The sequence below is a fragment of the Anaerococcus sp. Marseille-P3915 genome (assembly GCF_900258475.1).
Lineage (GTDB): Bacteria > Bacillota > Clostridia > Tissierellales > Peptoniphilaceae > Anaerococcus > Anaerococcus kampingae.
Map to the genome: position 1 here is coordinate 544504 of NZ_LT984888.1, position 25288 is coordinate 569791.

Sequence of the window (25288 nt, forward strand, 5' to 3'; positions counted from 1 at the left end):
TCCCTTTTTAAACGTAAGGAAGATTTATGAAAGAAACATATAAAATAACACAAGAAAACTTAGCATTGGTGCCTTTAAGAGGCTACTGGGTAATGCCTACTACTATGCTTAATTTTGATTGCGCTAGGTCCATCTCAAAAAATGCTGTTGAAAATGCTAAGCTAAATAACGAAGATATATTTTTACTAAACCAAAAGGACATTTTCGATGACAATCCTAAGCAAGATGGCCTTTACGAATATGGAATAGTTGCGACCATTAAGGAAACCTTCACCATGCCAAATGGCGAAATTAGAGTCTTTGTTCAGGCGAGAGGTGTAGGTAAGCTTGAAAAATTAAAGGTTGCAGAAGGCTTTTTAAGAAGCGATGTCGAAGTTTACGAATACCTAGAAGAAAACCAGGAAGACACCGACACCCTACAAGCCCTCAAAAAACTCCTCCTGGAAGATTTTAAGGAATATGTCTTAATTAACGAAGATATCATGGATGAGATATCCTATGGCATGGTAGAAGTTGAAAATTACCACAGACTAGTAGATTTAATTAGCTTTCACCTAGACCTTTCTCCAAAGGAATACTATCAGCTTTTAAGTGAGCTTGATATTACTGAAAGGATGAAATTTCTCCACAGGACAATTGATAAGGAAATCGAGCTTAAAAACCTAGGTCTAGAAATCGAAAAGGAAGTAACTGACAATATAAACAAATCCCAAAAGGAATACTACCTCAGGGAGAAGATGGATGTTTTAAAGAAGGAACTCAACCAAACAACAGGTCAGGCAGAAAATGAAGTGGACGAATTCCGCCAAAAGATTGCAAAGATTAAGTTTGATAAGGAAAGCAAGAAATCCCTAAACAAAGACCTAGATAGGCTTGACTCCATACCAGAGATGAGCCCAGACTATGGGGTGATTATTTCTTACCTAGACTTTGTGGTAGGTCTACCTTGGAATAAAAAATCTAAGGAAAGCCTAGATATAAAAAAGGCAAGCACAATCCTTGATACAGACCACTACGGCCTTGAAGATGTCAAGGAAAGAATCTTAGAATCAATTGCCGTTAGGATTAAAAACAAGTCTGTAAAGGGGTCAATAATCTGTCTTGTAGGCCCTCCAGGAGTGGGTAAGACATCCATTGCTAAGTCTGTAGCCCGTGCCCTAAACCGTGAATTTGTCTCAATGAGGCTGGGCGGTGTGACAGATGAATCAGAAATTAGAGGCCACAGGAGGACCTATGTAGGAGCTATGGCAGGTAGGGTTCTTGCCAATATCAACAGGGTAGGGGTTAAAAATCCAGTCTTCCTCTTAGATGAGATTGATAAGTTAGGATCTGATTTTAGGGGTGATCCATCATCAGCCCTCCTTGAAGTCCTAGACCCTGAGCAAAATGATAAATTTATCGACCGCTACCTAGACATACCTTTTGACCTATCGGATGTATTTTTCCTAACTACAGCCAATGACATCAACCAAATCCCAGATGCCCTCTACGATAGGCTTGAAATCATCGAGCTATCAGGCTACACCATGGGTGAGAAGATGAACATTGCCAAGAAATACCTCATAGCCAAGCAAATGAAAAATACAGGCCTAAGCGATGAAGAGCTTGCCCTATCAGACAATGTTATAGAAAAAATCATTAAAAACTATACCAGAGAAGCAGGTGTTAGGGAGCTAGAAAGGCTAATTGGCAAGATTTGCCGTAGGGCAGTCAAGGAAATCCTAGAAGGTAAGAAGTCTGTCAGAGTTACTATGAATAATTACATCAAATACCTGGGCCGTGAGAAATTTATAGACGATCACATATCTAAGGAAGAAAAGATAGGCGTTGTAAATGGCCTAGCTTGGACATCTGTGGGTGGTACTATGCTTACAGTTGAGGCCAATGTTATGGAAGGTAAAGGACATGTAGAATTTACAGGCTCTCTTGGAGATGTCATGAAAGAATCTGGCCAAGCAGCTATTGTCTACATCAGGTCAAATGCTGACAAGCTTGGTATTAAAGATAAGTTTTATGAAGATAAGGACATCCACGTCCACGTTCCAGAAGGGGCAACACCAAAAGATGGTCCATCAGCAGGTATAACCATGACCACAGCTATCACCTCTGCTCTCACAGGCAAGAAGGTGAGAAATAACCTAGCCATGACAGGGGAGGTCACAATCACAGGTGATGTCCTAGCCATAGGCGGTCTTAAGGAAAAGGCCCTAGCAGCCTATTCTTATGGGGTCACAAATGTGATTATTCCAAAGGATAACGAGAGAGATACAGAAGATATACCAAAGGAAATCAGGGATAAGATTAACTTCATCCCAGTTTCAAATGTCTCAGAAGTCATAGAAAGAGCCCTCATATGAAGATAAAAGACATAGAATTAGAACAAGTTGCAGGTTTTAAGAGCCAGTGGCCAAATGATGATTTGGCAGAAATTGCCTTTGTAGGTAGGTCAAATGTCGGTAAGTCCTCCTTTATCAATTCCTTTTCAAATAGGAGGGCCATTGCCAAGACCAGTTCCAAACCAGGCAAGACCAGAACAATCAATTTTTATAGGGTAAACAATGCCTTTAGGCTGGTAGACTTGCCAGGCTATGGCTATGCCAAGGTCTCCAAAGCCGAAAAGGCCAAGTGGGATAAACTAATAAATGAATACCTCCACGAGAGGGAAAATCTCAAAGAGGTCTTCCTCTTGGTAGATATCCGCCATGAGCCAACAGCCCTGGATAAGCAAATGTATGATTGGATCCTAGAATCAGGCTACATGGGCTTTGTTATCGCAACTAAGTTTGACAAGATCAAAAAGGGCCAGGTCCAAAAACACCTAAAACAAGTCCAAAAAACCCTAGGCATAGAAGATGAGGGCCTAATATTTGCCTACTCATCAGAAACCAAACACAATAAGGACGTCCTAGAAGAGCAAGTTGAAGTAATAATAAATGCCTAGTTAGTAAAACTCATCTCAATTAGTGAATTGATGGGAGAATCCTACAAATGTGGGACAATTTAGAAAAATTATATAAAAAATCAAGAAGGCCACGGCCTTCTTTTTTTTGATTAAGGGGGGAGATTGGGTATAAATATAAAAAGTAAAGAGAAAGGAAATCTTATGGCTAGAAATTTATCTAATAAACAAAAAAATACATATTTAGGACTTATGGTTATCATGTACATCTTGATGGTCGGTGTAGTTTATGAAGTTAGGGTCTATGATACTTGGTACCTATTTGTAGCCACCCTAGTTTGGTCACTTATAGCTTTATTTTATCAAAAAAGCCTAGGAATCAAATTTAATAAGGAAGCAAATTATTATTTAGAAAGCATTGATAAAAAGTATAAGTATCTATTTTATGGGTCATTTGCCCTCATGGGTCTTGCTATCTCATTTTCTGTAAGCTTGAGCATTAAATTTTTAAACTTATTTGCAATAGCTGCGTCTTACCAGCTTTATATGACCAAAAAGATGCTTGATTATGCATATTAAAAAGTAGGTGATTTTAATCTCACCTACTTTTTTTGATGTTTATTTTGCTGAAAGAGTAAATTCTTCCACCTTTTCGTAGTTACCGTCTGTTAGTCTGCCGGAGTTTTCATTTATTTTTGATCTTGATAGGCTAAAGTCTATTTCCCTGCCATCTTTTATCTCATCTAAGCTAAGGTCTGAGAAGTCTTTATTGTAGATAAAGGTAAATACTCCATCAGAAACTGTCCTTAGGTCAAGTTCGATTTTTTTGCCGTCCTTGTCGACTCCTTCAAGTTCGTAAACATAATCTGGATCAAGACCTTCAATTATAGCGGTCATGGTGATTGGGTTTAGCTTCATTAGTCTGATACTTCCCCCATTTTCAAGCTTGTAATCCTTGGCTAGGACTTTATTTTCCTTATTAACTATATTTGAGCTTGCTTTGATTGATACAACCTCGCTAGCTGTTCCGTTTGATATATATAGGTCAATATCAGCCTGGTCTAATTCAGGAAAAACCTTATCAAAATCGGTCATTGATTCTGAAACAAAGGCCTTGCCATCGTCTGACATTCCTTTTGATCCACTTGAACCCCAAGCCTTGTAAGTCTCGCCTTTTATTACAACTTTGTAGATACTTGCTGTTTCATTTGATTCTTCTATGCTTTTTCCTTTTGGATCCATAAGAATAGTTGAGTAAATCTTGTTATCTTCGATTACAAGATTTTCAAGAACGATAGATTGATTACCTATTTCTATTGGCTTGTGAAGTTCTGTTACATATTTATAGGACTCAGGGCTTGCCCCGATTGTTTCCATCATGGTGACCTTTATGTCTGTGAAGGCCTTGGAAACTTGTGCCCTTACAGGAGGAACGGTAAGGCCTGCCGCAAGAAGGAGAGCTGCTGCCACTGCTATATATTTTTTCTTTGAATTTTTCTTATAAGATTTTGCCATTTTATATAAAGACTCCTTTTCTATATCATTTAATTTATACTCTTCGCTTTCAAATTCTAAATTATTAATTTCATCATAAACATTTTTCATTTTGAATCTCCTTCCTTATTTTTTTCTTACCTCTTGAAACTCTGTTGTAGAGATTTGCCTTTGATATGTCGTAGATTTTAGCCACTTCGTCGTAGGAGAAGCCCTCTATAAATAATTTCCTAAAAATTTCTCTATCCCTTTCATCAAGGACCTTAAGAATTTCATCTGTATTATCTAGGTAAATCTCATCATCATCTTCTAGATAATTTGAGATTTCATCTAAATTTACGCTTTTATGCCTTATTTCCTTTCTTAGGGCATCGATGGCCTTGTATCTAGCCACACCTGCGCACCAATTCTTAAAGGATGACTTTTCTGGGTCAAAGGATCCTATATTATCCCAGACTGCTAGGACTGCTTCATTTAAGACTTCCATCCTCAGATTATCATTAAAGGTCAAGACCTTGTAGATAGATGCTTTCATTACCGGGCCGTAGGTGTCGATGAAGATTCTAAGGTACTTTTCGTTTTTATTTTTAATTCCCTTTATTATTTTTAAATCATCCATCATTGCCTCCTTCACCTATATATTCGTACTAACCTTGCCTTTTCTATCATGATTTGTAAAAAAACAATTGTTTATTTATTCTACCTGCCTTATAAATTTATGCATTTAAGCATAAATTTAGGGTTTTATTAAATATTTATAAAAAATGCTTTAACTAATTATTTCAAAGCCTTGCACAAAAAGTAAATCTTTACTATAATATTAGCATAATACATATAAAGGAGACAATATGAATAAAAGTAAAACGTTAGCATTATTGTTATCACTATCTATGCTTTTTTCTGCTTGTGGATCTAACACAGCTGATAAGAAGGCAGGAGATAATCAAGATACTAAGGTAGAAGAGAGTGCAGGTAAGGAAACTGGAGAAGGAACTGCAGCAGGTATGAATGGAGACCTAAAGGCTGTTGTTACATTCGATGGAGATAAGATTGCAAAAATCGACCTTACTCACGAAGAGACAGAAGGTCTTGGAGATAAGGCAGCTGACAAGCTTGTTGAAGAAATCATAGCTAATAACTCTATCAATGTAGATACAGTTTCAGGTGCTACAGTTACATCTACTGCCCTTATAGAAGCTGTTAAGGCTGCTATAGAAGCAAGCGGTAGGGATGTTAAAAACTACGAAGGCCAAGTTGAAAAGGCCAAGGGCGAAACTACAGAAAAAGATGTAGACGTAGTAGTAGTCGGTGGTGGTGGTGCAGGTTTTGCAGCAGCAGTATCTGCCAAGGAAGCAGGAGCAAATGTAGTCCTACTTGAAAAACTATCAGCAGTTGGTGGTAATACCCTAATTTCTGGTGGTGAATACGCAGCCCCAGCCAATGAACTTCAAGAAAAAGAAGGCATCGAAGATAGTAAGGAAAAATTTGCAGAAGACGTAGAAAAAGCTGGTGGTAACCCAGAATTAATCAAGGTCCTAGCAGATAAGGCTACAGAAGATGCTTACTGGTTAAGAGATGACATAGGAGTTAAGTGGTTAGATTCACTAATGTTCTTTGGTGGTCATTCAGTAAAAAGATCTCTAATACCAGCAGCCCACACAGGTAATGAGCTAATCAAAAATTATACAAAAAAATGCCAAGAGCTTGGCATAGAAGTAATTACAGAAGCAGACGTAAAAGAAATCTTATCTAAAGACGGCAAGGTTTGCGGAGTTAAGGCTGAGACAAAAGATGGCGAACTTCTTGTAAATGCTAAGTCAGTAGTCCTAGCAAGTGGTGGTTTTGGTGCAAATGCTGAAATGTGCTACGAAAATGACAAGGAAGTTGATGAACACGTTCTATCAACAAACTCACCAGGAGCAACAGGCGATGGAATCGTCATGGCAGAAAAACTTGGTGCAGACACAGTAGATATGGATAAGATTCAACTTTACCCAGTATGTGACGTAGAAACAGGAAAACTTCTATACTGCGGAGACACAAGACTTGTAGGTGGAGCCCTTTTAGTAAATAAAGAAGGTAAGAGATTTGTAGAAGAGCTAGGCACAAGAAGAGAAATCTCAATGGCAATCAAGGCTCAAACAGACTATGTAGGCTATGTTCTTTGGGATGAAACATCAAACGAAAAGACAGGCACCATGGCATCAAACCCAGAAGAAGCAAAATCACTCTTTGACCGAGGCCTAATGGTAAAAGCTGACACTCTAGAAGAATTAGCAGAGCATTTTGGCATAGACAAGGATGCCCTACTAGAAACAGTAAAAACCTTCAACGAAAACTCAGCCAAAGAAGAAGACCCAGACTTCAACCTAAGAATGTTAGGCTGGCAAGTAAAGGATGCGCCATTCTACATGATGAAGGCAGCTCCAGCAGTTCACCACACAATGGGTGGTCTAAAAATCAACACAGAAGCAAAAGTCCTAAACAAAGACGGAGAATGGATAGAAGGCCTATACGCTGCAGGCGAAGTAACAGGCGGTATCCACGGCGAAAACAGACTAGGATCTGTAGCAATGGCAGACATCACAGTATTTGGTAAAATAGCAGGCGAAAACGCAGCAGCAAATGCCAAAAATTAAGAAATATCAAGAGAAGTCCCTCGGGGCTTCTTTTTTTGTTAAATCAATTAAGATAAGCCTGTAAAGATTGCAAAAAATTGTTTAACTAATTAGCCTTATAGGTATATATAAGATAGGATTAAGAATAAAGTTGGAGGAATTATGATAAATACAGAAGTTAGAAATAAAGTCGGACTGATATACCTAGATAGGCCAGAGACCCTCAATGCCATAAATGGTCAAATGGTCGATGAAATATATGAAGCTCTTAAGAAATTTGAAGAAGATAAGGATATAAGGGCAATCCTTTTTGATTCTCATGCAGAAAAGGGCCTATCAGCAGGTGGAGACCTAAAAGAAATTTACTATAATTATCTTACAAATGATGACACACCTAAGAAGGAAGAATTTTTCAAAAAGGAATTTGACCTTAATAAATACATCATGGATTATCCAAAGCCAATCGTAAGCCACTGGTTCGGCATCACAATGGGCGGGGGAATTGGTCTTACCATCCATTCTGACCTAATCATAGCAGATGAAACAACAAACTGGGCCATGCCAGAAACAAGCTTAGGCTTTGTGCCAGATGTATCTGTAGGCTACTATATATCAAGGCTTGACAGGGCCCTTGGCCAATATGTCGGCCTAATAGGATCAAGGCTATATCCAATAGATTTGGTAAAAAACGACCTTGCCCACATCCTAATAAATCATAAAGATTATCAAGAGATTTTAGAAATAATAGTAAGATTATCAGAAACAAGCGAAGATTTAATAGGGGACATAAAGAATGAAATTTCAGGCTTTGCCATAAAAGAAGGCGCCAGCCCAAATATAGAAAATGCGGCCAAGATAAAGGCCCACTTCGCTAAGGATTCTGTAGAAGAAATTGTAAAAAGCCTAAAAGAAGCTGATGATGATTTTGCACGAGAAAGCTTAGAAGCCCTAGAATCAAGAGACCCCTTCATGGTTAAGGTCCAATTTGAAAAATATTTCCTAGGAAAAAAATTAACCCGCAAGCAAACAATCGACCTAGACCTAGATATAATCAGATACGGCCTAAAGACAGGCGCTATCAAAGAAGGCATCAGGGCCAAGCTTATAGATAAGGACAATAAGGCAGCTTGGCCTGTATCAAGCTTTGCTGATGTGGATGAAAGAGAAGTAAAGGCCCTTCTAAAAATTAAGTAGATAAGAAAAAGCGAGGAATTAAATCCTCGCTTTTAATGTTATATAATTAAGCTTCTATAGAGTTTTCCCATAGGCCGTGGATATTGCAGTAGCTTAGGGCGTAAACTTCGCCAGATTTTTCTGTTTGGATGCTTACTTCTACTTCTGGAATTGAGAAGACTTCATCTTCACCATGAGCCTTAAATTCATAAGAACCAACTTCAATTGGGAATTTAGCTCCTTCAGCCTTGAAGAATACCTTAATCCATGCGATATGGTGTTCAAGTGTATTTGGATGGGCAATTTCTTCGCCTACAAATGCCTTGATGTGAAGTAGGTTGCCTTCTCTTTTAGCTTCTAGAAAAGGAACGTGTTTTTCAGCTTTCCAATCTGCAGTTTGAACTGTTTCAGTTAATTTCATATTATCCTCCATAAATTTACGTAATATCGTGTATTAAATATATACCCTTGCAGATAATTTGTAAACATAAAATTTGCATAAAAATATAATTAAACACCACATAGATTTTTGTGCTATAATATAGGTAAGTCGTAAATAAAATTATGAAGGATTTAAAATTATTAATAGACTATAGCTAATCAACAAAGGAGGCAAGCGTGGATAGGTTAAAAGAATTAAAGGAAGCAAAGGTGGCCGCAGAGGCTGTGATTGACAAAATTGACCAAGCTATAAAGCAATTAAATTCTGCCTCAAATTGGGGTATCCTTGACCTTTTGGGAGGAGATTTTATTCCAAGCCTCGTAAAAAGAAATAAGATAGGCAAGGCAAATGATATTTTAAAGGACCTGCCAAAAAATTTAGAATCTTTAAATAAAGAGCTTAGCGATGTAGGTATAAGCTTGCCAAAAGGCGTGCCAGATAGGCTATCAGATGAGCTTTTTGACACAATCTTTGACAATATCTTCACCGATATCAGAGTCCAAGGGGAGATAAAAGAAAATTTACTGGCTCTCAAAGAACTTAGGCATACTGTAGGAAAAATATCCGATAAATTAGATGAGCAAATCGCTGATTTAGAAAGTTAGGAGATAAAAAATGAAAGTACTAATAGTAGTGGATTTACAAAATGATTTTATAGATGGGGCCCTAGGCAATGCTGGCAATGACGCGATAGTTGATCCGATTGATAAGCTAGTAGAAAATTTTGATGGGGAAGTTATCTTTACAAGAGATACCCACGATGATGATTACCTAGCTAGCCTTGAAGGCAAGCACCTTCCTGTAACCCACTGCATAAGGGGGACTAGCGGCTGGCAAGTAAGAATTGACACCAGGGGCAAAAAAATCATAGATAAGCCATCCTTCGGCTCTTATGAGCTTGTGGAATATCTAGAAGACTTAAACAAAAAAGAAAAAATTGACCAGATTTATATGGTTGGAATATGCACAGATATTTGCGTGATTTCCAATGCCCTAATGATTAAAAACGCCCTTCTTGACACAGAAGTCACTGTAATAGAAGACCTCTGCAAGGCTACAAGCAAAGCGGCCCACCAAACAGCCATAGCTGCTATGAAGTCTTGTCAGGTCAATATAATAAAATCCAAAGAACTTTAAAAATAATATTATAAAAGCTTAAGCGAAAAAATCCTGCTAAAGCTTTTAATTATATGATTTTTAGATCCTTTAATTGGGTATTTTTATAATAAGATAGTTTTTGCATAAAATTTTTATGAAAAATAAGGAGAGTAAAGTGACATTTAGAGATGATTTTTTGTGGGGAGGAGCAACAGCTGCTAACCAATGCGAAGGAGCCTATGATGTAGATAGCAGGGGCCTTGCCAATGTTGACCTTTGCCCTGTGGGAAAAGACAGGGTCGCTGTAATTACAGGCAGAAAAAAGATGTTTGAATTTGATGATGACCACTTTTATCCAGCCAAGGAATCCATAGACATGTATCACAGATACAAGGAAGATATAGCCCTTTTTGCTGAAATGGGCTTTGGAGTTTATAGGTTTTCTATAGGATGGACAAGAATTTTCCCAAAGGGCGATGAAGAAAAGCCAAATGAAGCTGGTCTAAAATTTTATGAAGACCTCATAGATGAATGCTTAAAATATAATATAGAACCTCTAATTACCATAACCCATTTCGATTTTCCAATGCATCTAATCCACGAATATGGTGGTTGGAGAAATAGAAAGGTTGTCGATTTTTATCAAAATCTCGTAAGGACAATTTTTACAAGATTTAAGGGCAAGGTCAAATACTACCTAACCTTTAATGAAATAAATGTAATCCTTGCAGCACCATTTATGGGAGCGGGCTTATGCTTTGAAGAGGGTGAAGACATTGAAAAGACCATGTATCAAGCTATCCACCACGAGTTTTTGGCAAGTGCTTATGCTACAAAAATTGCCCACGAAATCGATCCAGAGATAAAAGTAGGTTGTATGCTTAACTCAGGAACAATTTATCCTGCCACATCCAATCCAAAAGATATCTTCCAAGCCCAAAAGACAGCCAGGGACAATTACTTCTTTACAGATGTGCAGGTAAGGGGTTATTATCCAACTTATAAGCTAAGAGAGCTTGAAAGAAAGGGAATTTTACCAGAAATTACAGAAGAAGATAAGAAAATTTTAAGAGAAAATCCAGTAGATTTCGTATCAATATCTTATTACACAACAAAGACAGTAAGTGCTGATAAGGACATCAAACTTTCAGAATCCAACCTACAAATCACAGTAGATAACCCATACCTAGAAAAAACCGAATGGGGCTGGCAAGTAGATCCACTAGGCTTTAGGACAACCATAAACGAAATCTATGACAGGTATCAAAAGCCAATATTTGTAGTAGAAAACGGCCTAGGAGCTGTCGATAGGGCTGATGAAAATGGCTATGTGAATGATGATTATAGGATAGACTTTTTAAGAGACCATATCAAGGTCATGAAAGATGCGGTAGAACTTGATGGAGCAGATGTCATAGGATACACAACTTGGGGACCAATAGATTTAGTATCAGCATCCACTGGTGAAATGAGTAAGAGATACGGCTTTATCTATGTAGACCGTGATGATTACGGCAAGGGCAGTCTCAAGAGAACTAAGAAAAAATCATTTGATTGGTACAAAAAAGTCATAGGATCAAACGGCGAGGACCTTGACTAATGTATTTAGTTTTTGATGTAGGCGGCACCCACAGCAAATATGCCCTGATGGATGACAAAGCCGAAATTAAAGAAAGGGGAAAATTTGACACAGTAAGGACAAATAGAGAAGACTTTGTCGAATCCCTAGAAAATATTGTAGACAAATACAAGGACCAAATAAGTGGTATAGGCCTATCCATGCCAGGCTTTATAGATTCAGAAAAAGGTTTTATTGTAAATGGAGGCAGCCTTTCTTATATCAAAAATTGGCCAATAGTTGATGAATTAAGCAAGAGATTTGGCAAAGTTGTGACAGTAGAAAATGATGCTAGGTGCGCGGCCCTAGCTGAATATTGGCAAGGAAATCTCAAAGCCTATAAGAACTCTGTGACCCTAGTCTTAGGAACAGGAATAGGCGGGGCAATCATGATAGATGGAAAGATCTACAGGGGAAGTGACCTAATAGCAGGAGAATTATCCTTTATCCTTACAAATATTATGGCAGAAAGAAAAATGGAAAATTCTATGTGTGCCATAGCAAGTGTGCCTCAAATGGTGGGAAAAGTGGTAGAAAGGCTAAATTTAGCAAAAGAAAATGCAAATGGGGAATATGTATTCTCTCTTGCAGAAAATGGCGATGAAGTAGCCCTAGAAGAAATAAGGGCCTACCTATCAATCATAGCCTTTTTGATCTATAACCTAAACCTAGTCCTAAACCCAGAAATCTTTGCCATAGGCGGAGGCATAAGCAGGCAAGAATTGACCCATACAATCCTAAAAGAAGAGCTAGAAAAAATCTACGACTCAATGGGACTTGACCTAAAGGTACCAAAGCTAACAAATTGCAAATTTTTCAACGACGCCAACCTCATAGGCGCTCTTTATAAACATATACAAAAATAAGCATAAAAACGGAGTTAGGCTCAAGCTTAACTCTATTTTTATGGCATAAAATTTCCTTACATATTAAAACAAAATTAAAAGGGGGTATTGAAATAAAGTTAAGGGAGGGTATCAAAGCAGACTTTAAGGATAATATACAAGATATAATAATACAAGAGTGAATAAGACTACTCTTCAAATGCACTTCAATACCTATTAAATTAAATCGGGACATTTTAAGATAATTTGATATATATATAAGCAGGGAGAATATTATATAATAAAGCTAAGAAATCGTAAACAGAGGAGAAATCATGACTGAAAACTTAACAGCTACTGGCAATATCGACCCAGATTAGTCAATAGACATAAGCCAGGAAGCTAATTTTATATGGGCCATAGCCAATAAATTAAGGGGCGTCTATATGCCTGACAAATACGGGAATGTCATCATCCAAATGACAATAATTAGGAGATTTGAATTCGTTCTTGAGCCGACTAAGGATGAAATTTTTAAAGACTACAAGGAAGAGTAGCAATAAAAATGCAATTTGTAGGAAAGGAGTATGGGCAACGGTTTATGTCAAAAATAGAATCTAAAATACAAGAAAAAGTCATGTCTTTAGTGTATTGTGTATTTTTTTTCTTTACTTTTAGCCCTTCATAGCCTTGTGACTTGTATGCATTTACCCATCTTTTTACTATTTATTGATGAGAAAGTTTATATTTTTCTGATTAAGATTTATATGAGATATTTGTTTCAAAATATTCCTTTACTACTTTTATTTTAAATTCTGTGCTATATTTTGCAATTAAAAAATTTACCTCCTTTGGTTATTTTTTTGGTCTAACTTTTCGGGGTCAGTACATTTTCGGGCTAGCTTTTTTTTTCTTAGTTTAAGGCAGTAGATTATATATTTGAAAGGAACCAGTCTTATATGCTATAATGAAAGTGATAATTGATATCATGCGATAAAAGAAGGCCTTTAACTGTTACTTTATAAAGGCTATATTGATAGGTCATTTGGGCTTCTTCTTGATGTTTTTGGGAGATATGACCTTATATTATAATCCTAATGATTATGATGGCAAGCCTTATTTACACCCATATTTCTTTTGATTCTCACTCCCCTTGTTGATAGATTTCCAAAGGGTTTGCATATGATTATTTGCTGTGGCTGGTTCAATTTAATATATTTTGTTTACTACCTAACCTTATTGATAAACTATACAAATATGAATTTATAAGCTTATAAGTCAGGGATTAAATTTATTATTTATAGGAGAAAATTTATGGGAAAATTAAATTTTATTGACAACAAGAAAACAAAAGCTGACTACAAAAACTGGGTTCCTGAAAGCTTGTTAAGGAATTTAATACTTGCAAGCCTCGTGGCTTTTATCCTATTTATAGCCCTTGGTGTCAGTGACTTTGTATTTAGCGGAAGAACTCGTCTTATATTTGCCATTATTCTTGGATATGCAACGCTGAAACTTACTTTCTTTGTAATTTGGATGAGAGTACTACATAGGGCTTTTGATTACAATGGAAAAAGAAAGCTTGCCAAAATAATTATAGAAAAGACTGCAGCTTATGTAAAAATTCCTGATGGTGGACTTGGACTTGACGTAGGATGTGGTAGTGGAGCTCTTACTATAGCTTGTGCAAAGAATAATCCAAAGGCGACCATTGTGGGCTGTGACATATGGAAAGGTTCATATAAAACTGAATTTTCTAAAGAACTCTGTAAAAATAATGCAAAATTAGAGGGAGTAGAGAATGTGAGATTTGAAGAAGGAAATGCAGTGGATCTTCCTTTTGAAGATGAAAGTTTTGATGCAGTAACAAGCAACTACGTTTATCACAATATAAGTGGGAAAAACAAACAAAAACTTTTACTGGAGACATTGCGTGTGCTAAAAAAAGGTGGAGTTTTTGTCATCCATGATCTGATGAGCAAGTCAAGATACGGAGATATGAATAAATTTATCGAAAAGCTTAAAAAAGATGGCTACGAAGATGTGCAATTAATTGATACAACAAAGGGGCTTTTTATGGGACACAAAGAAGCCTTATTCTTAGGACTTTACGGCTCAACTCTTCTTATTGGGAGAAAATAAAATTGTATATAAATTATTAGACAAATTTAGAAAGTTGATAGGGTGTGCAAGATGAAATACAAAGCTTTTTATTTCTTATTATTTAAGGGTCCAATGAAGAAAGTTCTTACAGAAAAGTATGATAAAGTATATGGTTCAGAAATTATTAAGAAGAGTAAAAAAATTTATCGAAAATTAATAGAAGAGGCAGATGATATCGGCGATGACAATCCAATGGCATACAATGAGATGTTCGCCCTTGTCTTTGTTGCTCCATATATAGCAAGTGAGAAAAAAATTCCACCAGAAATCATTCAAGAGATGATGCGAAGAACTCTTTATTCTTTTAAATGGTATTTTTCTTTAATCAACCTCAATACTAAGATTGGAAAACAGGCCAATAAGAAAAATATTCTTAAGTATTACAAGTGGTATACAGATGAAAAAGAAAAGCTCTATCCTACATCCTTTAAGGTTGATTTTGTGGGAGAACCCTATGAGGGTGCTTGTTATTATAGAATTACACGCTGTCCCATTTGTGCTTACACAAAGAAGCTGGGTGTCGATGAATTAATGCCCCTATTTTGTGAGCTTGATGAGCTTATGATAAGTCTTGAACATGGAGTACTTCACAGAAATGATACTATAGCAAATGGAGCGGATTGTTGTGATTATTTTATCACGGGCGATAGGGAATGAAGTTAAGTTACAAGAATAAGTATTGGTAAAAACTTATAAATGATTATTAATGAAGGTGTGAAATGAGTTTTACTTATAAAATTGAATCGACAATAGTAAGACTTTTTGGGGTCAAAAAAATGTTTTAAAGAACAAGGATCAGATGCTTGAGTATGCAAAGGTAGAAAATGCAAAGGCAGTATTTGAAGGAATGAGCCACGGATAATTTCTCCATGGACATCCTAAAGATTAGGCTAAGAAACTAAAAATATTTTTAGAAAATAAATAAGGAGAATATTATGGATATAACAAGAGCAATATTAGATGGAATTGCAATGGCTGCTATCTTTAACGGTTCAGTGGCAGCTTTTGTACTGATTAACCCAAGATTTTTCTTCGATTCTTATCCAAAGGCAATTCAAAATTCGGCTCCAGTAAAGATGACAAAGGAAGAAAAAAGAATAAATTTAATACTTACATATGTAATTTCAATAATATGTTTGATATATGGAGTGGCTTCTCTTTTACATACGGGAACAAGAGGACTTAGAGATCTTTTCTGGATGAGCTATATTCAGTGGATAATATTAAACTTTGGAGATTTCCTTTTGTTGGATATTCTTTTATTCCAAGGAAAGTACAAGGATAGGATAGTCATACCAGGCACAGAAGGGCATGAGGACTACAAATTTGGAAATTGGATGAAACATTTGGCCATTAAGGAACATTTTATCTTGATGCCATTACTAATTCCAATAGTATCCATAATCCAAGCTTGGCTAGTGGTGTTACTGGGATTATAAAATAAATTTGATTAAGAAATCTCGAGGAGAAAAATTTGGAAATTAGAAAAATATCAAAATCAGATTTAGAAGAATTAGCAAAGTTAATGGTAGATGTCTATAATGGTCCACCTTGGAATGATAAATGGACAGCAGAAACAGCCCTGGAATCCTTAACCGATGTTTCAGATTTTCCTAAATTTTTTGGCAATCTAATTGTCGATGGAAATAAAATAATTGGTGCAATAATTGGTCATATAAGAAGATATGCGACTGAATCAACTTTTTATATTGATGAGTTTTTCATTTCTGAAAAATATAGGGGGACAGGTCTGGCAAAAAAACTTTACCAAACAAGTATAAAAGAATTGCAGGAAAGAGGTATAAGCGGTGCATTTTTTACTACTTTAAAAAATTCTCGAGCCTATAATTTTTATGTAAAACAAGGCGCTTGGGATTTGAAAGATTCTGCATGCTTCTACCATAAATTTTTCTAAAGGTAATTTTAAAAATACAAGATGTTTGGATGCAAGGATAGGCAGGGCCGAGAGCTGGCCTTTCACCTATATTCCATGAAGCAAGCCATCGAGGAGGGCTTTATCATCGATGTCCTCCAGTCATATGCGACCTATGAAACCATGAATATGGGAGGGGGAAGCCTAGGGGCTGATAATAAGAAAAAGCTTTCTGAAATAATTGATGATATCAATGCTAGGACCGGGTTGAATCTGGATGTGGATGAGGCATCAAGGGCTATCATGCAGATTAGGGACCTGATGATGAGGTCTGATGACCTTAGAAAGTCAGCGAGAAATAACAGCGAAGATGACTTTAGATTTTCCTTTTATTCTAATGTAGAAGATGCCTTGATTGCTGGCTTTGACCAAAATAAGGATTTTTATAGCTTGCTTTTGGATAATAAGGATATACAAAAAGAGGTCTTGGGACTTTTTATACCAGGCATTTATAAGAATTTGAGGCAGGATAATATTTAGGAGGGCTTATGAAATTAGAAGTGTGTATTGATTCTTATGATTCGATGATTTCAGCTGTAGTGGCTGGGGCTGATAGGGTTGAGATTTGTTCAGCTCTTGACCTGGATGGCCTTACTCCATCGGTGGGTCTTGTGAGGCTTTGTGAAGAATTTGATATTGAAAAATATGTGATGATTAGGCCTCGTCCTGGGCATTTTACCTATGATGGGCTAGAAATTGCCCAGATGAAAGAGGAGATTATGGCCTTTAAGGATATGAAAATCCACGGCTTTGTCTTTGGTGTCCTTGATGCTGATGGCAAAATTGACATAGAAACTATGAAAGAACTTGTTTATCTGACCTATCCAAAGTCTGTGGCCTTTCACAGGGCCTTTGATTATTCAATTGGTGGGGAAGATCAGGTTGAGGACTTAATTAAGATGGGAGTTGAGCGAATTCTTACATCTGGCAAGAAGCCTAAGGCTATAGATGGCTTAGATTTAATAAGAGATTTGCAAGAAAAATACGGTGACAAAATCGAAATTATGGCTGGTTCTGGAATAAATTCTTCAAATATCAAGGAGATTTACGAGAAAACTGGGATTGAGTCTTTCCATATGTCAGCTAGAGATTATTACCAAACAGAGACCTCCTATAATAATTTTGGAGGGGCTTTTTCTGATTATTCTTATGCGGTCGGCATAGAAATTGAGATGGCGAGGGAAGTTCTCGATTCTCTTTAAAATATTTTTTTCTTTTTGTGACCTAGGTCATAGTAAGTTTTTATATTTTTGATAAAATTATTATAGAAACGTTGAGTAGAATAGATTGAAAGGAAAAATAATGATTAAAGATAGTAAGATTATATTAATTGGTGATGGAGCTGTTGGTTCATCTTTTGCCTATGCTGCTACCCTTTGGGGTATCGGCAGAGAGCTTGGAATTATAGATATCAATGAGGATAAGGCTGAGGGAGATGCCATGGACTTATCTGATGTTTTAAGTTTTGCGAGACCTAAGAAGATTTATAAGGCTGACTATAGCGATTGTGCTGATGCTGAGCTTGTTGTAATTACCGCAGGTGCACCACAAAAACCAGGCGAAACCCGTCTAGACCTTGTAGATAAGAATTTGAAGATTTTTAAGGATATGATTGGCAAGATTAAGGATTCAGGTTTTGAAGGGATCTACCTAGTAGCTGCTAATCCTGTTGATATCCTAACTTACGCTACCTGGAAATATTCAGGTGCAGACTGCAACAAGGTTATAGGATCTGGTACAAGCCTTGATACATCTAGGTTTAAGAAGGAAATAGCCAAGCTTGTTGGTATCGATCCAAGAAGTGTGGATACCTATATCCTAGGTGAGCACGGAGATACAGAATTCCCTGTTTGGAGCCATACAAATATAGGTGGCCTTCCACTATACGAATGGGTGTCTAAGCATTCGCAAGTCGATGAGATGGAGCTATTAGCTACTTTCGATAAGGTTAAAAATGCAGCCTATGAGATCATTAATAAGAAGGGGGCAACCTTCTACGGAATAGGAGCAGCCCTAGCCCGCCTAGCACAAGCTATAATTAATGATGAAAAGGCAGTTTACTCAACATCATCCTATCTTGATGGTGAATATGGCCAAAAGGATATCTATATAGGAGTGCCAACAGTAATCGGCAAGGATGGTGCAAAATGGGTAATCGACGTGCCTTTAACAGATACAGAGCAAGAAAGAATGGACAAGTCTGCAGCTACCCTAAGAAAGGTAATGGAGGATGCAGGCCTATACGATTAATAGGCTCATTAGTCTATGAAAATAGCCATAGCCAAGCTATGACTGGCAAATCCCACAAATACATTTAACTAAATATTAACTACTATTACACTATTAACCCTAGCTTGGCTAGGGTTTTCTTTATATTCTTTTTTATAAAATCTAATTTTTTAAAAATATTTTTCTTCTTGGACTTTTGGCTTAAATTAGGACTTTTTTCAATAATAGATAAATATTTTTATTTTATTAATTATAAATCATATTATTTCAAAACTTGAATATTATGTTGGTAGGTGTATTATATAGCCAGGACATGAAAAATATATTTTAAGATATATAAGTTAAGACCTATTATTTATTAAAAGATGACTTCAAAACATTTACAATATTAAGTTTCTTAATAAAGAGCAAATAATATATTATGAATCATAACTTATTAAATGCCTTTTACTAATAGGAATATTTCATAAAAGCCAATCTTAAGAAATTTCTTTTAGGTCTTAGCTTGTGGCTAAATTATTTAGTCCGAATTTAGAAAGACTAACTATTAAAAGTCAAGAGGTGAAATAAAAAAATATAGGGATTGATATAGATAAAAAATGAATAAAAATAGGCACAACAAAAAGACCTAATATTTAATAGATTTTAAATATTGGGTTCATAAGTTTTTTGCTCATGAAATTGTAATTTTTTTCAAAAAAACCTGTAAAAGGTAAAGGCTACACCCTAGCTTCGCTCGCCATTTACAGAAGCTTTATCAAAAATTTGTAAACAGTTAAGCAAAAACTAACTCTGCACTTGATAAGGTTCATTCTTAGTAAGAACAGCAAAAATAGTATGACAAAGCTTTCTAGCAACAGCATTAGTAGCAACTAAATGATGTTTTCCTTCACTAATCTTTTTTTGATAATAATCTGAGAAAACAGGATCACAAAATTCAGCTCTAAGAGCAGATTGAAACAAAGCACGTCTAAGGTATGGAGAACCTCTTTTACTCATATGATTGTAAGTAGATTCATATTCTCCAGACTGAGAAATGCTAGCATCCAAACCAGCATAAGCGACAAGTTTAGAAGGATTAGAAAATCTTTTAATATCACCAATTTCACCTAATATAGTAGCTGCATTAACAGAACCGATACCTGGAATAGTAGTAATTGGAGAATTAAGTTTTTCAAGTAAAACCTCAATTTCATTCTCAACATTAGAAACCTGAGTTTGAATAAAAGAAATTTGCTCAATAAGCATTTTGATTTGAAGACTAAAAGAATCCAGGCAGAAATTAATACCAAAAGAAGAAGAAGCCTTTTTAGAAAGCTCATCAATCTTCTTAGAAGCATAGTTTTTCTTAGAAACAGATTCAAGAAAAGTATTCAAATCATCAGAATTAATATCCTCAAAATCAGAAGGAGTAGAGAAATTTGAAAGAATTTCCTTAGAAGTCTTCCCAAAAATATTACTAAAAGAAGAGGCGTATTCAGGAAAAACTTGATCTAAAAGTGCAATAGTTTTTCTTTTAAGATCGCCAATTGAAGAAATGAGGTAGGACCTAAATCTGGAAAGATTCCTCAAAGACAAATAATCTTCATTAGAAAGTGAAGTCTCAACGAAATCTCCATATCTAAGAAGATCAGCTATTAAAAGAGAATCAATAATATCAGTTTTTCTCTTTCTGATTTCTACACCTTGTCGCCAACCGTCAGTTTGGATTGGATTGATAACACGAACAGTAAAGTTTTTTTGGGCAAGATATGAGTATAGAGATAACCAATAATGACCTGTAGCTTCCATACCAACTTCAAGTTCATTTTTGAAAGCTTCTAGTTTAAGGACTAAACTCTCAGCGCCATTAATGGAATTTGAAAAAGAAAAAGCCTTAAAAATAACCTTTTTCTTGTCATCAACTAATGAAGCAACATGAGTATTTTTACCAATATCGATACCTAAATAGAACATTTGAAACCTCATAAAAAAGTATTTTAGATAGACACCTCAAAATCTAATAACGTTACTGCCTTATGGTATATACGAAGTACCCTGAAAGGGTCAACATCTAACTTATTCGTAAACAGTTAAAAGATTAGAGGACTCACTCTTTCAAGTACGAGATTAAATCTCAAGGAAGTGACGAGTACACTCTATCTAATAACAATATTATACAGTAAATCTGAATAATACTTAGTCGAAAAAGGCTTATAGGTTACCTTTAACAACCTAAATACATTATATAAGGAAGTTAGAAATGAAAAAAATATCTAAATTTATTTCCTATCATCCAAGATTAGTTTTACTTATTATGACCTTATTGCTCATTCCTTCTTGGATAGGATATAAGTCTACTGGTGTCAATTATGATATCTTGTCATATTTACCAGCTGATCTAGAGTCTACTCAGGGCCAGGAAATCTTGGATAAGGATTTTAAAAATGCTGCTACGGGCATGCTAATCCTTAAGGGGACTGACCATGATGCGGATGTGCTCAAGGATGAAATCCTTAAAATTGATGGGGTGGAGGATGTAATTTCCAAGTCTTCTATACTTGGCGATACGGTTCCAAATGAATTTTTGCCAGATGAAATCAGGGATGCCTTTTATGCGGAGGATTCTACCCTGCTTATGGTTAAATTTTCTGAATCATCTTCATCTATAAGGACTATGGAGGCTATTGATGCCATAAAGAGCCTTGAGTCTAAGGAAAAATACCTAAGCGGGATTTCTTCTTTGGTTAAGGATACTAAGGATTTGATTGATAAGGAAACTCCAATCTATGTGGCTCTTGCTGTTGCACTTGCCCTTGTGGTCTTATCATTTGCCAACGAATCAACTATTATCCCATTTTTGTTTATGCTAAATATTGGCTATGCGATTTTGTATAACTTTGGGACCAACTTATTCCTTGGGGAAATTTCCTATATTACCAAGGCTATCGCAGCTGTTTTGCAGCTAGCTGTTACTACAGACTATTCGATTTTCCTCTATCACAGGTATGTAGAAAAGAAGAGGAAAAATGAAAGCAAAAACGAGGCTATGGCCAAGGCCGTTGATTCAACCCTTGCGTCTATCTTTGCCTCATCCCTTACTACTTTTGCAGGATTTTTGGTCCTCTTACTTATGCAATTAGGCCTTGGTAAAGATATTGGCCTTGTAATGAGTAAGGGCGTACTTTTGGGTTTGATTTCAACAGTGGTTGTCTTACCACCAATGATTTTGATGGCAGAAAAACTTGTAAATAGGTTTAACCACAAGGTCTACCTACCTAGTTTTGAAAGAACAGCCAATTTTACAATTAAACATAGGAAGAAACTCTTCATAGTATTTTTGCTCTTGTTCATACCAGCTATCTACGGGTCAAGGAATACCGACCTTTACTACAACTTAGATAGGTCTCTCCCTCAAGATTTGGATTCAATAGTTGCGCTAAATAAGATGAAAAAGGACTACAAGATGGCTTCAAGCCACTTTATAGTAGTAAAAGATGACCTATCAAAGACATCTGTTAATTCCATGATTGAAGAAATTGAAAATGTGGATGGGGTTAACAATGTACTTAGTATAAATTCTATGACAGGCCTAACCCTACCTAGCGAATATTTACCAGATAAGCTTAAGAAGAATTTTGAGCAAGGTGGCTATCAGATGATAATGGTAAATTCCAAATATCAGACAGCCTCAGATGAGGTAAATAAGCAAATTTCAGCTATAGATAAGATTGTAAAGGCCCATGACCCAGAGGGCAAGCTCACTGGTGAAGCAGTTCTTACAAAGGATTTGACAATATTATCAGACAGGGACTTTAAGATGGTAAATATCGTATCAATCGCAGTGGTATTTTTAATCATTGCCCTAGTCTTTAAGTCACTTGCAATTCCAATAGTTTTGATTGCTGCAATTGAGTTAGCTATTTTTATAAATATGGGAATCCCATTTTATTTTGGCCACACCATCCCATTTATTACATCGATAATTATAGGGGTAGTTCAATTAGGATCAACCATTGACTATTCAATCTTGATGATGGATAGGTTCCTCTTTGAATATAAAAAGCACAGAAATCTCGAAAAGGCCCTCGACCTTTCAGTCAGGGAAACTTCAAAATCAATTGTTACATCAGCCTTAGCCTTTTTTGCGGCGACAATTGGTGTTGGTATCTATTCAAAAATGGAGATTGTTTCGACTATTTGTATTTTCTTGGCAAGGGGTGCGATAATTTCAATGCTTGTAATTATTATCTTCCTACCAGCAATAATTGGAATCACCCTTCCATTTATAGAAAAAACTACTAAAGGATTAAAGAAAGGAAACGAAAATGAATAAAAAATTTACAAAGGCCCTTGCAGTTTTAAGCGTAAGCGCAATCCTTGGAGGTAATATAGCTTACGCTGCTGAGCCTAAGGCTAGCAAAAATGAAACAGTTTATGTAAGCAAGGAAGCAGGGGAGATTAAAGATAAGACTGTTTCTGTTTGGATAAATAAGGATGAGAAGTCCAAGATTAAGGATAAATCAGACCTTAAGGATATCAAAAATCTAGAGACCGATGAGAAAATCGAGGCCAAGGATGGCCAGATTGACATAGATAGTGATGTCAAAGACTTTTATTACCAAGGTAAGACTGACAAGGACTTGCCAGTGGATGTGGAAATAAAATACCAACTTGACGGTAAGGATATAACTTATAAGGACCTAGATGGCAAATCAGGTAAGCTAAAAATCACCATAAGTGCCCATAATAAAGTAAAATCTAGCCTTAAGTCAGGAAAAATTATCTATTCACCTTACCTAGTTGCAAGTGAGATGACCTTTGCTGATGACCAGGTTAAAAATATTAAGGCTGATTCTGCAAAAATTATCAAAGATGGTAAAAACCAGATTGTTACTGGCATCCTAACACCTGGAATGAGGGATAATTTCGATGGAATCCTTGATGGAGACAAGCTCGATAAGTTTAAAGATGAGATTGAAATTGAGATGGATGTTGAAAATTTCAAACCAAGCGAGGCCTATCTTGTAATTACCAATGAAATTTTCCAAGATGGCAAGACTTTGGATTCCCTTGATGACCTTGATCAAGGGATAGGGGAATTAACAGCAAATGCAGGCAAACTAGTCGATGCATCAGCTAAGCTTAAGGATGGATCAGCTAGCCTAAATCAAGGCCTAGGAGACCTTGCAGGTGGAGCTGATAAGCTAGCAAATGGTTCCCAAAGATTAAAGGACGGCTTTGATCAGATGAGTGGTGCCTTTGCAGGTCTTCCAGAAAAGATTGGCCCAATGCAAGAAGCCATAAGTGCCCTAAATAATGGAGGGGCAAGGCTAAATGCAGGCCTTGGCCAATATACAGGAGGAGTTGCTGAGATAAATTCAAATATGACCGCCCTCTTAGAAGGGGCTGATGGCCTAAATCAAGGGGCCAATGACCTAGATGCTGGAATTAACGAGCTTAGCCAGGGCCTTGTAAGTATGAAAGAAAAAATATCTGAGGGATCTGATGGAAATGATTTGGCAGAATTTGCTAAGGGCATCAAGACCCTAAAGGCAGGAATCGATGATTTTAGCCAAAAAATAGATCCTATGGCTGAGTCCTTAAATAAGTTAAGTGCTGGCTTAGAAGAGGCAAGCAAGTCTCAAGTGAGTCTTGCAGGAGGTCTTGAAAAACTAAATGAGGCAAGCCAAAATGCCCCATCTAGTCAAGCAACTCTATCAAGTATAAATGAAAAGGCGTCTGCTCTTGAAAATCAAATAGCAAGCCTTGAATCGAAAAACCTTGACGGATCATTGACAGGAGAGATAGAAAGCCTAAGAGCCATCCAAAGTGGACTTTATAAAGATGCTTCAAATCTTGCTGCAAGTGCCAAGGCAAATGCCAGTATCTCAGCTGGCTTAAACCAATTAAGTCAATCATCAAATGACCTTTCATCAGGTCTGGGTAAATTAAATCAAGGCTTAGCAGAAATGGCTAGTCAAGTAAATGCTTCTAAGCAAGAGCTAAACCAGGCATCAGATGCCCTAGGAGCAGGACTTGCCAAGCTTGACCAAGGCTTAGAAAAAAGTGACTTGATGAAATTAGCTGAGGCCTTCGACCAATTAGACCAGGGACTTTCTAAATTAAAGGCGGGTTCCGAGAAATTAGCAGCAGGTACCAGTAGGAATAAGGAAGGTGTAGAAAAACTTGCCCAAGCCTTAAATCTTCTTGATTCAAAATCAGAAGAATTAAAGACAGGCTCAGAACAATTGGCAGGTGGTCTAAGTGAATTTAATGAAAGATCTAAGGCCCTAAAAGACCTAACATCTATAAATGACAAGGCCTTAAATCCAATGGCCCAAGGCCTAAACGACCTAAATAAAGGAATCCTGGACCTAAGAGCAGGAGCTTTAAAATTAAAAGAAGGATCTGACACCTATAAGGCAAAATATGACGAATTTGACTCAGGCCTTAGAAGATATAAGGCAGAAGGCATAGATAAATTAGAAGAAAAAACTGGCGATTTAGACAAGGCCAAAGAAGTCCTAGACCAAATGTCAAACCTTGCTAGGAAAAATAATTCAATCTCAGGCACAAGTGGTGAATTTGAAACCAGGTCAAGGATTATAGAAAAGATTAGATAAGAAAATTAATATTGAAAAACAAGGGATTTGTTATATAATAATATCAAGAGAAGCCACCTCTTACAAAGCAAAGTATAAGAGTAGTGATATAACTCACTAAAAAATACCCCAGCTGCAATCTGGGGTATTTTTTGTTATTATTTGTTCATAGAATCCCAATACTTGCTTACAAAAAGCAGGATTAGTCCCACG

Annotated in this window: 23 protein-coding genes; 19 read left to right on the plus strand and 4 right to left on the minus strand. The window is 36.4% G+C overall.

Translation table 11 applies throughout. From position 1 onward, the window contains the following. The first annotated feature begins 26 nt into the window (after positions 1–26). The 3 genes from lon (at position 27) to C8269_RS10100 (ending at position 3478) form a co-directional block, all read left to right on the plus strand. Positions 27–2357, plus strand: coding sequence for an endopeptidase La (lon, locus tag C8269_RS10090; RefSeq protein ID WP_106461637.1), 2331 nt, complete (start codon positions 27–29; stop codon positions 2355–2357). Further along, entirely contained in the window at positions 2354–2941 is a 588-nt protein-coding gene (yihA, locus tag C8269_RS10095; RefSeq protein WP_106461639.1) for a ribosome biogenesis GTP-binding protein YihA/YsxC, read from the plus strand. Before lon ends, yihA begins: the two co-directional genes overlap by 4 nt. A gap of 162 nt (positions 2942–3103) precedes the next feature. Next, positions 3104–3478, plus strand: coding sequence for a hypothetical protein (locus C8269_RS10100; protein ID WP_158698410.1), 375 nt, complete (start codon positions 3104–3106; stop codon positions 3476–3478). A 39-nt stretch (positions 3479–3517) separates the two neighbouring features. Here C8269_RS10100 and C8269_RS10105 read toward each other — a convergent pair whose 3' ends face one another. Next, the gene (locus C8269_RS10105; protein ID WP_106461642.1) at positions 3518–4504 is read right to left on the minus strand and encodes a hypothetical protein; all 987 of its coding nucleotides are present in this window, start codon (positions 4502–4504) and stop codon (positions 3518–3520) included. Beyond that, entirely contained in the window at positions 4488–5012 is a 525-nt protein-coding gene (locus tag C8269_RS10110; RefSeq protein WP_106461644.1) for a sigma-70 family RNA polymerase sigma factor, read from the minus strand. Before C8269_RS10110 ends, C8269_RS10105 begins: the two co-directional genes overlap by 17 nt. Before the next feature lie 229 nt (positions 5013–5241). On the opposite strand from C8269_RS10110, the gene C8269_RS10115 reads away from it, so the two are divergent. Together C8269_RS10115 and C8269_RS10120 are read left to right on the plus strand one after the other, a co-directional pair. After that, on the plus strand, positions 5242–7032 hold the full coding sequence (locus C8269_RS10115) for a flavocytochrome c (RefSeq protein WP_106461646.1): 1791 nt from the start codon (positions 5242–5244) through the stop codon (positions 7030–7032). A 141-nt stretch (positions 7033–7173) separates the two neighbouring features. Then, positions 7174–8205, plus strand: coding sequence for an enoyl-CoA hydratase/isomerase family protein (locus tag C8269_RS10120; RefSeq protein ID WP_106461647.1), 1032 nt, complete (start codon positions 7174–7176; stop codon positions 8203–8205). A 46-nt stretch (positions 8206–8251) separates the two neighbouring features. Here the strand turns inward: C8269_RS10120 and C8269_RS10125 are convergent, their stop codons facing one another. After that, positions 8252–8605 (minus strand): class II SORL domain-containing protein, encoded by a 354-nt coding sequence (locus C8269_RS10125; RefSeq protein ID WP_106461649.1) that lies wholly within the window; start codon positions 8603–8605, stop codon positions 8252–8254. Between the two features lie 197 nt (positions 8606–8802). Here C8269_RS10125 and C8269_RS10130 point away from each other — a divergent pair, with 197 nt between their 5' ends. The 12 genes from C8269_RS10130 (at position 8803) to C8269_RS10190 (ending at position 18512) form a co-directional block, all read left to right on the plus strand. Beyond that, a complete protein-coding gene (locus tag C8269_RS10130) occupies positions 8803–9231 on the plus strand; it encodes a hypothetical protein (RefSeq protein WP_106461651.1) in 429 nt (142 codons plus the stop codon). Between the two features lie 10 nt (positions 9232–9241). Next, positions 9242–9763: a cysteine hydrolase family protein gene (locus C8269_RS10135; protein WP_106461653.1), complete on the plus strand. Its 522-nt coding sequence runs from the start codon at positions 9242–9244 to the stop codon at positions 9761–9763. A gap of 136 nt (positions 9764–9899) precedes the next feature. Then, a complete protein-coding gene (locus tag C8269_RS10140) occupies positions 9900–11324 on the plus strand; it encodes a 6-phospho-beta-glucosidase (RefSeq protein ID WP_325034697.1) in 1425 nt (474 codons plus the stop codon). After that, positions 11324–12208 (plus strand): ROK family protein, encoded by an 885-nt coding sequence (locus C8269_RS10145; protein ID WP_106461657.1) that lies wholly within the window; start codon positions 11324–11326, stop codon positions 12206–12208. Before C8269_RS10140 ends, C8269_RS10145 begins: the two co-directional genes overlap by 1 nt. 368 nt (positions 12209–12576) lie before the next feature. Next, a complete protein-coding gene (locus C8269_RS11030; protein ID WP_267895204.1) occupies positions 12577–12723 on the plus strand; it encodes a type I restriction-modification system subunit M N-terminal domain-containing protein in 147 nt (48 codons plus the stop codon). 757 nt (positions 12724–13480) lie between these two features. Continuing rightward, complete coding sequence (locus tag C8269_RS10155) at positions 13481–14308, plus strand: class I SAM-dependent methyltransferase (protein ID WP_106461658.1); 828 nt, start codon at positions 13481–13483, stop codon at positions 14306–14308. A gap of 51 nt (positions 14309–14359) precedes the next feature. Continuing rightward, positions 14360–14986 (plus strand): L-2-amino-thiazoline-4-carboxylic acid hydrolase, encoded by a 627-nt coding sequence (locus C8269_RS10160; RefSeq protein ID WP_106461660.1) that lies wholly within the window; start codon positions 14360–14362, stop codon positions 14984–14986. A gap of 278 nt (positions 14987–15264) precedes the next feature. Continuing rightward, complete coding sequence (locus C8269_RS10170) at positions 15265–15768, plus strand: hypothetical protein (RefSeq protein ID WP_106461662.1); 504 nt, start codon at positions 15265–15267, stop codon at positions 15766–15768. Between the two features lie 35 nt (positions 15769–15803). Next, positions 15804–16244 carry a GNAT family N-acetyltransferase gene (locus C8269_RS10175; protein WP_106461664.1) on the plus strand — a complete coding sequence of 147 codons (441 nt, stop codon included), beginning with the start codon at positions 15804–15806 and terminating at the stop codon, positions 16242–16244. A 21-nt stretch (positions 16245–16265) separates the two neighbouring features. Next, positions 16266–16742: a hypothetical protein gene (locus tag C8269_RS10180; RefSeq protein ID WP_106461665.1), complete on the plus strand. Its 477-nt coding sequence runs from the start codon at positions 16266–16268 to the stop codon at positions 16740–16742. An 8-nt stretch (positions 16743–16750) separates the two neighbouring features. Then, the gene (locus tag C8269_RS10185; protein WP_106461667.1) at positions 16751–17464 is read left to right on the plus strand and encodes a copper homeostasis protein CutC; all 714 of its coding nucleotides are present in this window, start codon (positions 16751–16753) and stop codon (positions 17462–17464) included. A gap of 103 nt (positions 17465–17567) precedes the next feature. Beyond that, a complete protein-coding gene (locus tag C8269_RS10190) occupies positions 17568–18512 on the plus strand; it encodes an L-lactate dehydrogenase (RefSeq protein WP_106461823.1) in 945 nt (314 codons plus the stop codon). A gap of 765 nt (positions 18513–19277) precedes the next feature. On the opposite strand, the gene C8269_RS10195 is transcribed toward C8269_RS10190, so the two are convergent. Then, the gene (locus C8269_RS10195) at positions 19278–20447 is read right to left on the minus strand and encodes an IS110 family transposase (protein WP_106460365.1); all 1170 of its coding nucleotides are present in this window, start codon (positions 20445–20447) and stop codon (positions 19278–19280) included. Between the two features lie 286 nt (positions 20448–20733). Here C8269_RS10195 and C8269_RS10200 point away from each other — a divergent pair, with 286 nt between their 5' ends. Beyond that, entirely contained in the window at positions 20734–22806 is a 2073-nt protein-coding gene (locus C8269_RS10200; RefSeq protein ID WP_106461668.1) for an efflux RND transporter permease subunit, read from the plus strand. After that, positions 22799–25096 carry a hypothetical protein gene (locus tag C8269_RS10205; RefSeq protein ID WP_106461670.1) on the plus strand — a complete coding sequence of 766 codons (2298 nt, stop codon included), beginning with the start codon at positions 22799–22801 and terminating at the stop codon, positions 25094–25096. Before C8269_RS10200 ends, C8269_RS10205 begins: the two co-directional genes overlap by 8 nt. Positions 25097–25288: the final 192 nt, after the last annotated feature.

Excerpts from the sequence above, each read along its gene's own strand:
- lon (WP_106461637.1), top strand. The coding sequence starts at position 27 with ATGAAAGAAACATATAAAATAACACAAGAAAACTTAGCATTGGTGCCT.
- yihA (WP_106461639.1), top strand. The coding sequence starts at position 2,354 with ATGAAGATAAAAGACATAGAATTAGAACAAGTTGCAGGTTTTAAGAGC.
- C8269_RS10100 (WP_158698410.1), top strand. The coding sequence starts at position 3,104 with ATGGCTAGAAATTTATCTAATAAACAAAAAAATACATATTTAGGACTT.
- C8269_RS10105 (WP_106461642.1), bottom strand. The coding sequence starts at position 4,504 with ATGAAAAATGTTTATGATGAAATTAATAATTTAGAATTTGAAAGCGAA.
- C8269_RS10110 (WP_106461644.1), bottom strand. The coding sequence starts at position 5,012 with ATGGATGATTTAAAAATAATAAAGGGAATTAAAAATAAAAACGAAAAG.
- C8269_RS10115 (WP_106461646.1), top strand. The coding sequence starts at position 5,242 with ATGAATAAAAGTAAAACGTTAGCATTATTGTTATCACTATCTATGCTT.
- C8269_RS10120 (WP_106461647.1), top strand. The coding sequence starts at position 7,174 with ATGATAAATACAGAAGTTAGAAATAAAGTCGGACTGATATACCTAGAT.
- C8269_RS10125 (WP_106461649.1), bottom strand. The coding sequence starts at position 8,605 with ATGAAATTAACTGAAACAGTTCAAACTGCAGATTGGAAAGCTGAAAAA.
- C8269_RS10135 (WP_106461653.1), top strand. The coding sequence starts at position 9,242 with ATGAAAGTACTAATAGTAGTGGATTTACAAAATGATTTTATAGATGGG.
- C8269_RS10145 (WP_106461657.1), top strand. The coding sequence starts at position 11,324 with ATGTATTTAGTTTTTGATGTAGGCGGCACCCACAGCAAATATGCCCTG.
- C8269_RS10155 (WP_106461658.1), top strand. The coding sequence starts at position 13,481 with ATGGGAAAATTAAATTTTATTGACAACAAGAAAACAAAAGCTGACTAC.
- C8269_RS10160 (WP_106461660.1), top strand. The coding sequence starts at position 14,360 with ATGAAATACAAAGCTTTTTATTTCTTATTATTTAAGGGTCCAATGAAG.
- C8269_RS10170 (WP_106461662.1), top strand. The coding sequence starts at position 15,265 with ATGGATATAACAAGAGCAATATTAGATGGAATTGCAATGGCTGCTATC.
- C8269_RS10180 (WP_106461665.1), top strand. The coding sequence starts at position 16,266 with ATGTTTGGATGCAAGGATAGGCAGGGCCGAGAGCTGGCCTTTCACCTA.
- C8269_RS10185 (WP_106461667.1), top strand. The coding sequence starts at position 16,751 with ATGAAATTAGAAGTGTGTATTGATTCTTATGATTCGATGATTTCAGCT.
- C8269_RS10195 (WP_106460365.1), bottom strand. The coding sequence starts at position 20,447 with ATGTTCTATTTAGGTATCGATATTGGTAAAAATACTCATGTTGCTTCA.
- C8269_RS10200 (WP_106461668.1), top strand. The coding sequence starts at position 20,734 with ATGAAAAAAATATCTAAATTTATTTCCTATCATCCAAGATTAGTTTTA.
- C8269_RS10205 (WP_106461670.1), top strand. The coding sequence starts at position 22,799 with ATGAATAAAAAATTTACAAAGGCCCTTGCAGTTTTAAGCGTAAGCGCA.